Annotated in this window: 11 protein-coding genes; 9 read left to right on the top strand and 2 right to left on the bottom strand. The window is 69.2% G+C overall.

Annotated features, from left to right (window positions below; all coding sequences use genetic code 11):
- Positions 1-1,050 (bottom strand): M23 family metallopeptidase, encoded by a 1,050-nt coding sequence (locus WU80_RS11440; RefSeq protein WP_156349520.1) that lies wholly within the window; start codon positions 1,048-1,050, stop codon positions 1-3.
- Between the two features lie 323 nt (positions 1,051-1,373).
- On the opposite strand from WU80_RS11440, the gene sucC reads away from it, so the two are divergent.
- The 3 genes from sucC (at position 1,374) to WU80_RS11425 (ending at position 5,086) form a co-directional block, all read left to right on the top strand.
- A complete protein-coding gene (sucC, locus tag WU80_RS11435) occupies positions 1,374-2,537 on the top strand; it encodes an ADP-forming succinate--CoA ligase subunit beta (RefSeq protein WP_055402711.1) in 1,164 nt (387 codons plus the stop codon).
- Between the two features lie 12 nt (positions 2,538-2,549).
- Positions 2,550-3,452 carry a succinate--CoA ligase subunit alpha gene (gene sucD / locus WU80_RS11430; RefSeq protein ID WP_055402714.1) on the top strand — a complete coding sequence of 301 codons (903 nt, stop codon included), beginning with the start codon at positions 2,550-2,552 and terminating at the stop codon, positions 3,450-3,452.
- Positions 3,453-3,562: 110 nt separating this feature from the next.
- Positions 3,563-5,086: an acetyl-CoA acetyltransferase gene (locus WU80_RS11425; protein ID WP_055402716.1), complete on the top strand. Its 1,524-nt coding sequence runs from the start codon at positions 3,563-3,565 to the stop codon at positions 5,084-5,086.
- A gap of 39 nt (positions 5,087-5,125) precedes the next feature.
- Here the strand turns inward: WU80_RS11425 and WU80_RS11420 are convergent, their stop codons facing one another.
- On the bottom strand, positions 5,126-5,974 hold the full coding sequence (locus WU80_RS11420; protein ID WP_055402718.1) for an LLM class F420-dependent oxidoreductase: 849 nt from the start codon (positions 5,972-5,974) through the stop codon (positions 5,126-5,128).
- Positions 5,975-6,217: 243 nt separating this feature from the next.
- Here WU80_RS11420 and WU80_RS11415 point away from each other — a divergent pair, with 243 nt between their 5' ends.
- The 6 genes from WU80_RS11415 to WU80_RS11390 are packed head-to-tail and all read left to right on the top strand — an operon-like array spanning position 6,218 to position 14,157.
- The gene (locus WU80_RS11415; RefSeq protein WP_055402720.1) at positions 6,218-7,090 is read left to right on the top strand and encodes a DUF5336 domain-containing protein; all 873 of its coding nucleotides are present in this window, start codon (positions 6,218-6,220) and stop codon (positions 7,088-7,090) included.
- A 39-nt stretch (positions 7,091-7,129) separates the two neighbouring features.
- Positions 7,130-8,497: a DUF6350 family protein gene (locus WU80_RS11410; RefSeq protein ID WP_082459828.1), complete on the top strand. Its 1,368-nt coding sequence runs from the start codon at positions 7,130-7,132 to the stop codon at positions 8,495-8,497.
- A gap of 21 nt (positions 8,498-8,518) precedes the next feature.
- Positions 8,519-9,166, top strand: coding sequence for a phosphoribosylglycinamide formyltransferase (gene purN, locus WU80_RS11405; RefSeq protein WP_055402724.1), 648 nt, complete (start codon positions 8,519-8,521; stop codon positions 9,164-9,166).
- Positions 9,163-10,746 carry a bifunctional phosphoribosylaminoimidazolecarboxamide formyltransferase/IMP cyclohydrolase gene (purH, locus tag WU80_RS11400; protein ID WP_055402725.1) on the top strand — a complete coding sequence of 528 codons (1,584 nt, stop codon included), beginning with the start codon at positions 9,163-9,165 and terminating at the stop codon, positions 10,744-10,746. The genes purN and purH overlap by 4 nt, the downstream gene beginning before the upstream one ends.
- A 41-nt stretch (positions 10,747-10,787) precedes the next feature.
- Positions 10,788-12,173, top strand: a complete 1,386-nt coding sequence (locus WU80_RS11395) for an ATP-binding protein (protein WP_055402727.1) — start codon at positions 10,788-10,790, stop codon at positions 12,171-12,173.
- Positions 12,166-14,157, top strand: a complete 1,992-nt coding sequence (locus WU80_RS11390) for a VWA domain-containing protein (protein ID WP_055402729.1) — start codon at positions 12,166-12,168, stop codon at positions 14,155-14,157. Before WU80_RS11395 ends, WU80_RS11390 begins: the two co-directional genes overlap by 8 nt.
- The last annotated feature ends 36 nt before the right edge of the window (positions 14,158-14,193 follow it).

The following is a 14,193-nucleotide window of genomic DNA, read 5'->3' as shown; positions in this document are numbered from 1 at the left end:
TCAACCAGCGTAGTTACCGACCATAAGACCCCGCTTAGCCAACCATGGCACGGGATCGATGCGTTCGGTGCCGCCCTGGAGCACCTCGAAATGCAGGTGCGGACCGGTGGAGTTGCCCCGGTTGCCCATGGTGGCGATCTGGTCGCCGGCCATCACGCGCTGGCCGACGCTGACGAGGGTGGTGTTGACGTGGCCGTAGAGGGTCACCGTGCCGTCGGCGTGGCGCAGCTTGACCAGCGCCCCGTAGCCGGCGGCGGGACCGGCATCGATGACCACGCCGTCGGACACCGCGTAGATCGGCGTCCCGATGGAGTTGGCCAGGTCGATGCCGGCGTGCAGCACCCCCCAGCGGTAACCGAAGTTGGAGGTGAAGATGCCCTTGGTCGGCATCACGTAGAGCGGCTGCTGCAACCGCGCCTCGCGCTGGGCGCGGTCGTTGGCGAACGCGACGCCCTTGGCGAGCTCCTGGTTGTGCAGCGCGGCGGTCGCGGCCGGCTCGAGGGCGACCACCTGGGCGCCGCGAATGGTGTTGTTGCCGGAGCCGCCGGTGAGCGCCGACGCGTTCGCGGTCAGCACGGCCTCGGTCTTGGGGGTGTCGGCGTGGCTGGTGGCGGTGTGGGCCGCAGCGGCGGCGGCGCCGGCGGCCATCGCGGAGATCAGCAGGCGACCCCGGGCCGCGCTGGTCGGTTGCTTGCGATGCTGCCCGCCCTGCCGTGCCACCCCGACCACGTCGGTGGTGTGCGCGCGTCCGAGCCGCGGCGCGGCGGCGGGTGCGATGACCACGCGCGGCAGCACCTCGGTCACCGGTGCGGCCAGCCACCGGGGAGACGGTTCGTCGTCGTCGTTCAGGTCGTCGAGCTCGGGCGCCAGCAGCACCTGCGCCGCGTTGTCGAACGTGGAGTCGTTGCTGTAGTCGAGGTCGCCGAGATCGCCCGCCTCGTCACGCCAATCGAGGTCGTCGAAGTCGAAGCCGTCGAGTGGGAGGATTTCGGTGACTTCGTTCCGATGGGGCTCGATACCCCGGCCGCCGGCGGCACGACCAACCCTCACCACGCCTGCTGTTTCGGCAGCAAAAGGTGCCAAACGGTGCTGGGACAAGCTGAAATGTCCTCGTATCGTGACCATAACGTTATCTGGACCCTAGGACGGTATCCGCTGACTCGCGGAACTGGCAACCTCGTCGCGCAATCCGGTCGAAATTGTGATTTGGGTCACGAACCGGGTACGCCGCTACGCCGTGAGCTGTGCCACATCGCCGGACGCGCCCGTAAGAGCCGGTTGGCCAGTGGATACAGTTCGTCCGTGCGAGTTGCCGAACGCGGCACCGCCCATCAAGAGGCCTAGCAGTTGAGTCGAGCGAAGACAGAGAGCCCATGGACCTTTTCGAGTATCAAGCCAAAGAATTGTTCGTCAAGCACAACGTACCGACCACGCCGGGGCGGGTGACCGACACCGCCGAGGGCGCGAAGGAAATCGCCACCGAGGTCGGCGCGCCGGTAATGGTCAAGGCGCAGGTCAAGGTCGGTGGGCGCGGCAAGGCGGGCGGCGTCAAATACGCGGCGACCCCGGACGACGCCTACGAGCACGCCAAGAACATCCTCGGTCTCGACATCAAGGGTCACGTCGTCAAGAAGCTGTTGGTCGCCGAGGCCAGCGACATCGCCGAGGAGTACTACATCTCCTTCCTGCTCGACCGCGCCAACCGCACCTACCTCGCGATGTGTTCGGTCGAGGGCGGCATGGAAATCGAGGAGGTCGCCGCCACCAAGCCCGAGCGGCTGGCCAAGGTCCCGGTGGACGCCGTCCAGGGGGTCGACCTGGCGACCGCGCGTTCCATCGCCGAGAAGGGTCACCTGCCGGCCGAGGTGCTCGACGCGGCCGCGGTGACCATCAACAAGCTGTGGGAGCTCTTCGTCGCCGAGGACGCCACGCTGGTCGAGGTCAACCCGCTGGTGCGCACCCCCGACGACCGGATCCTGGCGTTGGACGGCAAGGTCACCCTGGACGCCAACGCCGACTTCCGCCAGCCCGGCCACGCCGAGTTCGAGGACCGCGACGCAACCGACCCGCTCGAGCTCAAGGCCAAGGAGCACGACCTCAACTACGTGAAGCTGGACGGCGCCGTCGGCATCATCGGCAACGGCGCGGGCCTGGTCATGTCGACCCTCGACGTCGTCGCCTACGCGGGCGAGAAGCACGGCGGAGTGAAGCCGGCCAACTTCCTCGACATCGGTGGCGGTGCGTCGGCCGAGGTGATGGCGGCGGGGCTGGACGTCATCCTGAACGACAAGCAGGTCAAGAGCGTGTTCGTGAACGTGTTCGGCGGCATCACCTCGTGCGACGCCGTCGCCAACGGCATCGTGACCGCCCTCAACATGCTGGGCGACGAGGCCAACAAGCCGCTCGTGGTGCGGCTGGATGGCAACAACGTCGACGAAGGCCGGCGCATCCTGGCCGCGGCCAACCACCCGCTGGTGATCCAGGCCGACACGATGGACGCCGGAGCCGACAAAGCCGCCGAGCTGGCGAACAAGTAAGGGAGCCAACACATGTCGATCTTCCTGAACAAGGATTCCAAGGTCATCGTCCAGGGCATCACCGGCGGCGAGGGCACCAAGCACACCGCGCTGATGCTGAAGGCCGGCACCCAGGTGGTCGGTGGCGTGAACGCCCGCAAGGCGGGCACCACGGTCTCGCACGTCGACCCAGTCGGCAAGGACGTCGAACTGCCGGTGTTCGCCACCGTCGCGGAGGCGATGAAGGAGACCGGCGCCAACGTTTCCGTGGTCTTCGTGCCGCCGAAATTCGCCAAGGACGCGATCATCGAGGCGATCGACGCCGAGATCCCGCTGCTGGTCGTCATCACCGAGGGAATCCCGGTGCAGGACACCGCTTTTGCGTGGGCCTACAACGTCGATAAGGGCCAGAAGACCCGCATCATCGGGCCGAACTGTCCCGGCATCATCACGCCGGGCGAGGCGCTGGCGGGTATCACCCCGGCCAACATCACCGGTCCGGGACCGGTCGGGCTGGTGTCCAAGTCGGGCACCCTGACCTACCAAATGATGTACGAGCTGCGCGATTTCGGGTTCACCACGTCGATCGGTATCGGCGGTGACCCGGTGATCGGGACGACGCACATCGACGCCATCGAGGCCTTCGAGAAGGACCCCGACACCAAGGTCATCGTGATGATCGGCGAGATCGGCGGGGACGCCGAGGAGCGGGCCGCCGACTACATCAAGGCCAACGTCTCCAAGCCGGTCGTCGGCTATGTCGCGGGATTCACCGCGCCGGAGGGCAAGACGATGGGCCACGCCGGCGCCATCGTGTCCGGCTCGTCGGGCACCGCGGCCGCCAAGAAGGAGGCCCTGGAGGCGGCCGGCGTCAAGGTCGGTAAGACCCCGTCGGAGACCGCGGCGCTGGCCCGGGAGATCCTGCAGAGTCTGTAGTTGCCCATTGGGACCGTGGTCAGATCGCGAATCCGCGAACTGGCCACGGTTTCGTTTCGGCCTCAGCCATCCGTTAGCCTGTCGAACTAACAGTTGCCAGGAGGTTCGTCATGCCGGTGGATCCGCGTACTCCGGTGCTCGTCGGGGTCGGCCAGTTCACCGAGCGCATCGACGATCCCGACTATCGGGGCATGTCGGCGGTCGACCTCGCGACCGCGGCCGCGCGAGCGGCTCTTGCGGATACCGGCGCCAAAGGCGTCGCCAAGGCCGTCGACACCGTCTTCGGGCTGCGGCAATTCGAGATCTCCGGACCGATGCCGGCGACGCTGGGCAGGTCCAACAACTACCCGCGTTCGGTGATGAACCGGCTGGGCGGCGACCCGGCCCGCGTGGTGCTCGAACCGGTTGGGGGGCAGGGTCCGCAGAAGCTTGTCACCGAGGCGGGCAATGCCATCGTGGCCGGCGACGCCGAAGTCGTGCTGATCATGGGCTCGGAGCCGGGGTCGACGGCTCGTTACTTCGCCAACCGTGATGACAAGCCCGACTTCACCGAGCACGTCGAGGGTCAGCTGGAGGACCGGGGTCACCAGATCTCCAGCTACATCGACGAGTACACGATCCAGCACGGCCTGACCGGCGCCCCCGTGCAGTACGGGCTTCTGGAGAATGCCCGCCGCGCCCGCCTTGGGCGCAGCGTGGCCGACTACCGGCGCGAAATGGCCGAACTGTTCGCCCCGATGTCGAAAGTGGCTGCCAAGAACCCGTTTTCGTCATCACCGGTCGAGCGGTCGATCGAGGAGATCATCACGATCACCGACGACAACAGGATGATCAGTGACCCGTACCCGCGTCTGCTCGTCGCCCGCGATCAGGTCAATCAGGGCGCCGCGGCGGTGTTGATGTCGGTCCAGGCGGCGAGGAGCCTCGGGGTGGCCGAGGACAACTGGGTCTATCTGCACGGCCACTCGGACATGGTCGAGCAGGCGATGCTCGATCGCGCCGACCTGGGCGCCAGCCCGGCCGCCGTCCATGCGGCGCGCGAAGCGCTGCGGGTGGCCGGAATCGGCGTCGACGACGTCGCCACCTTCGATCTGTACAGCTGCTTTCCGTTTCCGGTGTTCGTCATCTGCGAAGCCCTGGGCATCGCCGGCGACGACCCGCGCGGCCTGACCCTGACCGGCGGATTGCCGTATTTCGGCGGCCCCGGCAACAGCTATTCGCTGCATGGTATCGCTGAGACGGTCGCCCAGATGCGGGACAGGCCAGGGCAATTCGGGTTCGTCGGCGCCAATGGCGGCATCATGAGCAAGTACTCGGTCGGTATTTACTCGACCACGCCGGTGGACTGGCGCAGCGACAACTGCGCGGAGCTGAGAACGCAGATCGCCGCACTCCCGAAGGTCGCCGTCACGAAGAAGGCCGAGGGTGCGGCAACCATCGAGACGTACTCCGTGCGCTACGACTGGCCGGTCCGCACCGGCATCATCGTCGGCAGGCTCGCCGCGGACAACACGCGATTCATGGCCACCACCGACGACGACGATCTCGTGGCGTTGATGTGCGACGGCGACCCCCTCGGCGCGGAGATCTTCGTGTGGTCAACCGACAACGGCAACCGGGCTTCGCTGGGTTAGGCCCGGCCGTGGTTTATGTCTCGCGGATCCGACCCGGCGTCAGACCAGGGCGGCCAGCTTGCCGGCCAGCCGCTCGACGTAGGCGGCGACCTCGTCCTCCGAGCGGTCCGGTAGGCCGAACAGCACCTCGGTCACCCCGAGCTCGGCCCACTTGGCGAGCTTCTCGGGCACCGGCTTGAAGTCCAGCGCCACGATCTGCGGGGCGCCGTCGCGGCCGGCCGCCGCCCAGGTGTCCTGCAGCAACTTCACCGGCTCGTCGATGTCGAAGTCGCGCGGGGTGGTGATCCAGCCGTCGGCGCTGCGGGCGATCCATTTGAAGTTCTTCTCCGTGCCGGCCGCGCCGACCAGCACGGGAATGTGGGGTTGCACGGGCTTGGGCCACGCCCAGCTCGGCCCGAACTTCACGAACTCGCCGTCGTAGGCGGCCTCCTCCTTGGTCCACAGCTCGCGCATCGCCTCGATGTATTCGCGCAACATCGTGCGGCGCCGGGCGGGCGGCACGCCGTGGTCGGCGAGCTCATCGGTGTTCCATCCGAATCCGACGCCGAGGCTCACCCGCCCGCCGGACAAATGATCGAGTGTGGCAATGCTTTTCGCCAACGTGATCGGGTCATGTTCGACGGGCAGCGCCACCGCGGTGGACAGTCGCACCCGCGACGTCACGGCGCAGGCCGCGCCCAGGCTTACCCATGGGTCTAGTGTCCGCATGTAGCGGTCGTCGGGCAGCGATTCGTCACCCGTCGTCGGATGGGCCGCCTCCCGCTTGACCGGGATGTGGGTGTGTTCCGGCACGTAGAAGGTGGTGAAGCCGTGTTCGTCGGCAAGCTTCGCGGCCGCCGCCGGGGAGATGCCACGGTCGCTGGTAAAAAGCACAAGCCCGTAATCCATGCAGAGAATTAGAACGTGTTCTACCTCCGCGGAGCAAGCGGCCGCCCTCACGGCACGGATCGGTGCCCAAGCCGGTGGTCACGGCGCGGGCGTTCGGAAGTGCGCTAGCGTGGTTGATCGATCGCGTCGCGACGCACCCGCCGGGCACGGCGGTTACGGAACGGCGCGCCCGCAAGCACAGCGCCGCGATGCAACCGCGGTGGCCGCACCGGCACTTCAAAGGCACAGCAACAGGAGGAGCCAATGACCTACTCGCCCGGTAGCCCCGGATACCCGCCCGCGCAGCCCGGCGGCTCCTACACCGGCGGCACGCCGTCGTTCACCAAGGACGACGACGGCACGTCGAAGCTCCCGCTCTACCTGACCATCGCGGTGGTAGTGCTGGGCCTGGCGGTGTATCTGCTGAACTTCGGGCCGACGTTCACCATCGGCGCCGACCTGGGCCCGGGCGTCGGCGGACGCGCCGGCGACGCGGGCACCGCCGTCATCGTCGCGCTCCTGGCCGCGCTGCTCGCGGGGCTGAGCCTGGTGCCCAAGGCCAAGAGCTACACCGGAATCGTCGCGGTCATCGCGGTTTTGGGTGCGTTGCTCGCCATCACCGAGACGATCAACCTGCCCACCGGCGTCTCGATCGGCTGGGCGATGTGGCCGCTGGTGGCGTGCAGCGTGCTGCAGGCGATCGCCGCCGTCGTCGCCGTCCTGCTGGAGGCCGGCGTCATCACCGCGCCGGCACCCCGGCCGAAATACGACCCCTACGCCCAATACGGCCAGTACGGGCAGTACGGCCAGTACGGCCAGCAGCCCTATTACGGTCAGCAGCAGTCGCCCCAGCACCCCGGCTACGGATCGCAGTACGGCGGCTACCAGCCCAGCCAGGCCCCGACCCAGACCGCGGTGCAGACCGGCGGCTTCGGCGCCCAGCCGCAGTCGGGCCCCCAGCCGGCCGCGCAGCAAGGACCCAACACGCCGCCCACCGGCTTCCCCAGCTTCAGCCCGCCGCCCGCGGCCGGTTCCGAGGGTTCGGCGCCCAATTACTCCGGACAGGGCGGCGGCCAGCAGCCCTACGGCCAGGAGCAGCAGCCGCCCTCGTCGCCGTCTGGTCCAGCGCCCTCCTAACCGTGCGCCCTCGCGGCTAGTCGGGACGTACGCCAAAGAGTGAAGAGGGTGTCGGAAGGCGCGGACAACCGGCCGGCGGGCGCTCGCCAGGCGCGTGACCTCGTCCGGGTCGCGTTCGGCCCGGCGGTGGTGGCCCTGGTCATCATCGCCGCCGTCACGCTATTGCAGCTGTTGATCGCCAACAGCGACATGACCGGTGCGCTGGGCGCGATCGCCAGCATGTGGCTCGGCGTGCACCAGGTGCCGATCTCGATCGGCGGCCGCGAGCTGGGCGTCATGCCGTTGCTGCCGGTGCTGCTGATGATCTGGGCGACCGCGCGCAGCACCGCCCGGGCCACCTCCCCGTATTCCTCCTGGCTGGTGATCCGCTGGGTCGTCGCGTCGGCGCTGGGCGGGCCGCTGCTGATCGCGGCCATCGCTCTGGCGGTCATTCACGACGCGTCGTCGGTGATCACCGAGCTGCAGACGCCCAGCGCCCTGCGCGCATTCGCCAGCGTGCTCGTCGTGCACGCCCTCGGCGCCGCGATCGGCCTGTGGTCGCGGGTGGGGCGGCGGGCGTTGGCGGCGGCGTCGCTGCCGCTTTGGCTGGGCGATGCGCTGCGCGCCGCGTCGGCCGGGGTGCTCGCGCTGCTCGGACTTTCCGGCCTGGTGACCGCGGGCTCGCTGGTGGTGCATTGGGCAACGATGCAAGACCTTTACGGCATCACCGATTCGATCTTCGGGCAGTTCAGCCTCACGGTGCTGTCGATCTTGTACGCGCCCAACGTCATTGTGGGCACCGCGGCGATGGCGGTCGGGTCCAGCGCTCATGTGGGCTTCGCGACGTTCAGTTCGTTCACCGTCTTCGGTGGCGACATTCCGGCGCTGCCGATCCTGGCCGCGACCCCCCGGCCGCCGCTCGGGCCGGTATGGGTGGCGCTGCTGATCATCGGCGCCTCGGCCGGGGTGGCCGTCGGGCAGCAGTGCGCCCGGCGGGCGCTGCCGCTGATCCCCGCGATGGCCAAGCTTCTGGTCGCGTCGGTGATCGGGGCGCTGGCGATGTCCCTGCTCGCCTACGGCGGCAGCGGCCGGCTGGGAAACTTCGGCGACGTCGGCGTCGACCAGGGGACCCTGCTGGGCGGGGTGTTCTTCTGGTTCGCGGTCGTCGGCGGGATCACGGTGGTGATGAGCGGGGGCATCCGGGCGCGGCCGCGGCGGCCCAAGCCCGCGCCGCCGCAGGAACCGGCGGACTTCGCGGAGGCGTTCGAAGGGCCGGACGACGAGGCGCCGACCGGTGTTCCCGACCCGGACGATGTCGCCGAGCACGACGCGCCGGTCAGCCACGACGACGCCCCGGTGGGCGACGACGACGGGCCGCCCCCCGACGAGGCGAAGCCGACCGCGCCCGACCGCGAGACCGGCGAGTAGCTCCCACTAGGCTCTGTCCCTGTGGCCGAACAGCTTCAGGTGCCCCCGAGTGCGCCGGCACGGGTGGTGGTGCTGGCATCGGGCACCGGCTCGCTGTTGAGCTCCCTACTCGAGGCCGCCGTCGGCGACTACCCGGCCCGCGTGGTCGCGGTCGGCGCCGACCGCGATTGCCTGGCCACCGAGATCGCCGCGGGGGCGGCGCTGCCCACCTTCACGGCCCGGCTCGGCGATCATCGGGACCGGAGCGCCTGGGACGCGGCCATCACCGAAGCCACCGCCGCGCACTCCCCGGATTTGGTGGTGTCCGCGGGATTCATGAAAATACTTGGGCCGCAATTTCTTTCCCGGTTCTACGGCCGGATCATCAACACCCACCCCGCGCTGTTGCCGGCCTTCCCGGGCGCACACGGCGTGGCCGACGCGTTGGCCTACGGCGTCAAGGTCACAGGCTGTACGGTGCACCTGGTGGATGCCGGGACCGACACCGGGCCGATCCTGGCGCAGCAATCCGTGCCGGTGCTCGACGGTGACAGCGAGGAGACCCTGCACGAACGCATCAAGGTCACCGAACGGAAGCTCTTGGTGGACGTGGTGGCCGAGATCGCGACCGGCGGCCTGACCCTGGTCGGGAGAACAGCGACGATCGGACGAAAGGCGACCAATCGATGAGCACCGACGACTGGCCGGAGACGGCGAAAAGGCCGATCCGCCGCGCGTTGATCAGCGTCTACGACAAGACCGGGCTCGTCGAACTCGCCCGGGGACTGGCGGACGCGGGCGTGGAGATCGTCTCGACCGGGTCGACGGCGAAGACCATTGCCGAGAAAGCGATTCCGGTCACCAGGGTGGAGGAGCTGACCGGCTTCCCCGAGGTGCTCGACGGCCGGGTCAAGACGCTGCACCCGCGGGTGCACGCCGGCCTGCTCGCGGATCTGCGCAAACCCGAACACGCCGCGGCGCTCGAGGAACTCGGGATCGCGGCGTTCGAACTGGTCGTCGTCAACCTGTATCCGTTCAGCGAGACCGTCGACTCGGGCGCCAGCATCGACGAGTGCGTCGAGCAGATCGACATCGGCGGCCCGTCGATGGTCCGCGCGGCCGCGAAGAACCATCCCAGCGTGGCGGTGATCACCGACCCGCGCGGCTATGACGGCGTGCTGGCGGCGGTGCGCCACGGCGGCTTCACCCTCGCCGAGCGCAAAAAGCTGGCCGCGCTGGCGTTTGCGCACACCGCGGAATACGACATCGCGGTGGCCGGGTGGATGGAGTCGACGCTGGCGCCCGAGCATCCCCCGACGGCGTTCCCAAAGTGGTTGGGGCGCAGCTGGAGTCGCTCGACAATGCTGCGCTACGGGGAGAACCCGCACCAGCAGGCGGCGCTCTACAGCGACCCCGGCGCCTGGCCGGGCCTGGCGCAGGCCGAGCAGCTGCACGGAAAAGAGATGTCCTACAACAACTTCACCGACGCGGACGCGGCCTGGCGGGCCGCCTTCGACCACGAGCAGACCTGCGTCGCCATCATCAAGCACGCCAACCCCTGCGGGATCGCCATTTCGTCGGAATCGGTGGCCGACGCGCACCGCAAGGCCCACGAATGCGACCCGCTGAGCGCCTTCGGCGGCGTCATCGCGGCCAACACCGAGGTCAGCCTTGAGATGGCCGAGTACGTGAGCACCATCTTCACCGAGGTGATCATCGCCCCCGCCTACGCGCCCGGGGCGCTGGAGGCCCTGACGCGCAAGAAGAACGTCCGGGTGCTGGTGGCCTCCGAGCCGCTGACCGGCGGCACCGAGCTGCGGCCCATCAGCGGCGGGCTGCTGGTGCAGCAACGCGACGAGCTCGACGCGCACGGCGACAACCCGGCGAACTGGACGCTGGCGACCGGCTCACCGGCCGATCCGGCCACGCTGACCGACCTGGTCTTCGCGTGGCGCGCGTGCCGCGCGGTCAAGTCGAACGCCATCGTGATCGCCGGCGGCGGCGCGACCATCGGCGTCGGCATGGGCCAGGTGAACCGGGTCGACGCCGCGCGGCTGGCGGTCGAACGCGGCGGCGACCGGGTGCGCGGCGCGGTCGCGGCCTCGGACGCGTTCTTCCCGTTCCCCGACGGCCTCGAGACGCTGACCGCCGCCGGGGTGAAGGCGATCGTGCACCCGGGCGGGTCGGTGCGCGACGAGGAGGTGACGGCGGCGGCAGCCAACGCCGGCGTCACGTTGTATCTCACCGGGGCCCGCCACTTCGCCCACTGAACGCTCAGCGCGTGAGCCGGTTGGGCAACGCGTAGCGTGGAGTGGTGCCATCACCCAGCAATCTGCCCCGCACCGTCGGCGAACTGCGTGCCGCCGGTCACCGCGAGCGGGGAGTCAAACAGGAAATCCGGGAAAACCTGCTGACGGCGTTGGCCGAGGGTGACGAGGTCTGGCCGGGGATCCTGGGTTTCGACGACACCGTGCTGCCCCAGCTGGAGCGGGCGCTCATCGCGGGTCACGACTTCGTCCTGCTCGGCGAGCGCGGCCAGGGCAAGACGAGGCTGCTGCGGGCCCTCGTCGGCCTGCTCGACGAGTGGACGCCGGTGATCGCCGGGGCCGAACTGGGCGAGCATCCCTATTCGCCGATCACACCGGAATCCATCCGCAAGGCCGCGACGCTGGGCGACGACCTGCCGGTTGAGTGGCGGCACCGCAGCGAGCGGTACACCGAGAAGCTGGCCACCCCCGACACCAGCGTCGCCGACCTGGTCGGCGACGTCGACCCGATCAAGGTGGCCGAGGGCCGCAGCCTCGGCGACCCGGAAACCATCGCCTACGGGTTGATCCCCCGCGCCCACCGCGGCATCGTCGCGGTCAACGAGCTGCCCGACCTGGCCGAGCGCATTCAGGTGTCGATGCTCAACGTGATGGAGGAGCGCGACATCCAGGTCCGGGGGTACACCCTGCGCCTGCCGCTGGACGTGTTGGTGGTCGCCAGCGCCAACCCCGAGGACTACACCAACCGCGGCCGCATCATCACCCCGCTCAAGGACCGGTTCGGCGCGGAGATCCGCACCCACTACCCGCTGGAGCTCGAGGCGGAGGTCGGGGTCATCGTCCAGGAGGCGCACCTGTCCGCGCAGGTGCCCGACTACCTGATGCAGGTGATCGCCCGGTTCGCCCGGTACCTGCGGGAGTCCAACTCCGTCGACCAACGCTCCGGGGTGTCGGCGCGGTTCGCGATCGCGGCGGCCGAGACCGTGGCGGCGGCCGCCCGGCATCGCGGCGCGGTGCTGGGGGAGACCGACCCGGTGGCCCGGGTGGTGGACCTCGGCACGGTGATCGACGTGCTGCGCGGCAAGCTGGAATTCGAGTCCGGCGAGGAGGGCCGCGAGCAGGCCGTGCTCGAACACCTGCTGCGCCGCGCGACGGCCGATACCGCGTCGCGGGTGCTCGGCGGCATCGATGTCGGATCGTTGGTGTCCGCGGTCGAGGGCGGCTCGGCGGTCACGACGGGCGAGCGGGTGTCGGCCAAGGACGTGCTGGCCGCGGTTCCGGCCCTGCCGGTGGTGGACAAGATCGCGGCCAAGGTCAACGCCCAGTCCGAGGGCGAGCGCGCCGCAGCGCTGGAGCTCGCGCTGGAGGCGCTCTATCTGGCCAAGCGGATCGACAAGGTGTCCGGGGAGGGCCAAACCGTCTATGGCTAACCCTGTTTCGAGGGGTCACTCCTCCAGGTACTCGGCGTACACCGGCGGGCCCGACCCGCTGGCCCCGCCGGTGGACCTGCGCGAGGCCCTCGAGCAGATCGGCCAGGACGTCATGGCCGGCACGTCGCCGCGCCGCGCGTTGTCCGAGCTGTTGCGCCGCGGCACCAAGAACATGCCCGGCGCCGACCGGCTGGCGGCCGAGGCGAACCGGCGGCGACGGGAGTTGTTGCGTCGCAACAACTTGGACGGCACCTTGCAGGAGATCAAGAAGCTGCTCGACGAGGCCGTGCTGGCCGAGCGCAAGGAACTGGCGCGGGCACTCGACGACGACGCCCGCTTCGGCGAACTGCAGCTCGACGCGCTGCCCGCCTCACCCGCCAAGGCCGTCCAGGAGCTCTCCGACTACAACTGGCGCAGCAACGAGGCCCGCGAAAAGTACGACCAGATCAAGGATCTGCTCGGACGCGAGATGCTCGATCAGCGCTTCGCCGGCATGAAGGAGGCGCTGCAGGGCGCCACCGACGAGGACCGTCAGCGCGTCAACGAGATGCTGAACGACCTCAACGAGCTGCTCGACAAGCACGCCCGCGGTGACGACACCCAGCAGGACTTCGACGAATTCATGGACAAGCACGGCGAGTTCTTCCCGGAGAACCCGCGCAATGTCGACGAGCTTCTGGACTCGCTGGCCAAGCGCGCCGCCGCCGCGCAACGCTTCCGCAACAGCCTGAGCCCCGATCAGCGCGCCGAGCTGGATGCCTTGGCGCAGCAGGCATTCGGGTCGCCCTCGCTGATGCAGGCGCTGAACCGGCTCGACGCGCACCTGCAGGCCGCCCGGCCGGGGGAGGACTGGACGGGGTCCGAGCAGTTCTCCGGCGACAATCCGTTCGGCATGGGTGAGGGCACCCAGGCGCTGGCCGACATCGCGGAGCTCGAGCAACTGGCCGAGCAGCTTTCGCAGAGCTACCCGGGCGCCACCATGGACGACGTCGATCTCGACGCGCTGGCGCGCCAACTCGGGGACCAGGCCGCCGTCGACGCCCGCACCCTCGCCGAATTGGAACGCGCCCTGGTCAATCAGGGCTTCCTGGACCGCGGTTCCGACGGCCAGTGGCGGCTTTCACCCAAGGCCATGCGCCGGCTCGGCGAGACGGCGTTGCGCGATGTGGCGCAACAGCTTTCCGGCCGACGCGGTGAGCGGGACCATCGGCGGGCGGGCGCGGCCGGTGAACTGACCGGTGCCACCCGGCCCTGGCAGTTCGGCGACACCGAGCCGTGGAACATCTCCCGCACCCTGACCAACGCGGTGCTGAGGCGTGCGGGCACCGCCACGCTGGACGGCGCCGCCGGATCGCTGAACATCACGGTCGACGACGTCGAGGTGTCCGAGACGGAGACGCGCACCCAGGCCGCGGTGGCGCTGCTGGTCGACACGTCGTTCTCGATGGTGATGGAGAATCGGTGGCTGCCGATGAAGCAGACGGCGCTGGCGCTCAACCATCTGGTGTGCACGCGATTTCGTTCGGATGCCCTGCAGATCATCGCGTTTGGACGGTACGCGCGGACGGTGACGGCCGCCGAGCTCACCGGCCTGGAGGGCGTCTACGAGCAGGGCACCAACCTGCATCACGCGTTGGCGCTGGCGGGTCGTCACCTGCGACGGCATCCCAACGCGCAGCCCGTCGTGCTGGTGGTGACCGATGGCGAGCCCACGGCTCACCTGGAGGACTTCGAGGGCGAAGGCACTACCGTGTTCTTCGACTACCCGCCGCATCCGCGGACGATCGCGCACACCGTGCGCGGGTTCGACGATATGGCCCGCCTCGGCGCGCAGATCACCATCTTCCGCTTGGGCAGCGACCCCGGCCTGGCCCGCTTCATCGACCAGGTCGCCCGGCGCGTCGAGGGTCGCGTCGTGGTACCCGACCTCGACGGCCTGGGTGCGGCGGTGGTGGGTGACTACCTCCGGTCCCGCCGCCGCTGATCCCAGGGATAGGTGCTCACTCGACCGGGTACACGG

It is taken from the genome of Mycobacterium sp. UM_11, from assembly GCF_001414075.1.
Lineage (GTDB): Bacteria > Actinomycetota > Actinomycetes > Mycobacteriales > Mycobacteriaceae > Mycobacterium.
The sequence above is the reverse complement of the archived record's forward strand: the minus strand, read 5'-3'. Positions and strand labels throughout refer to the sequence as shown.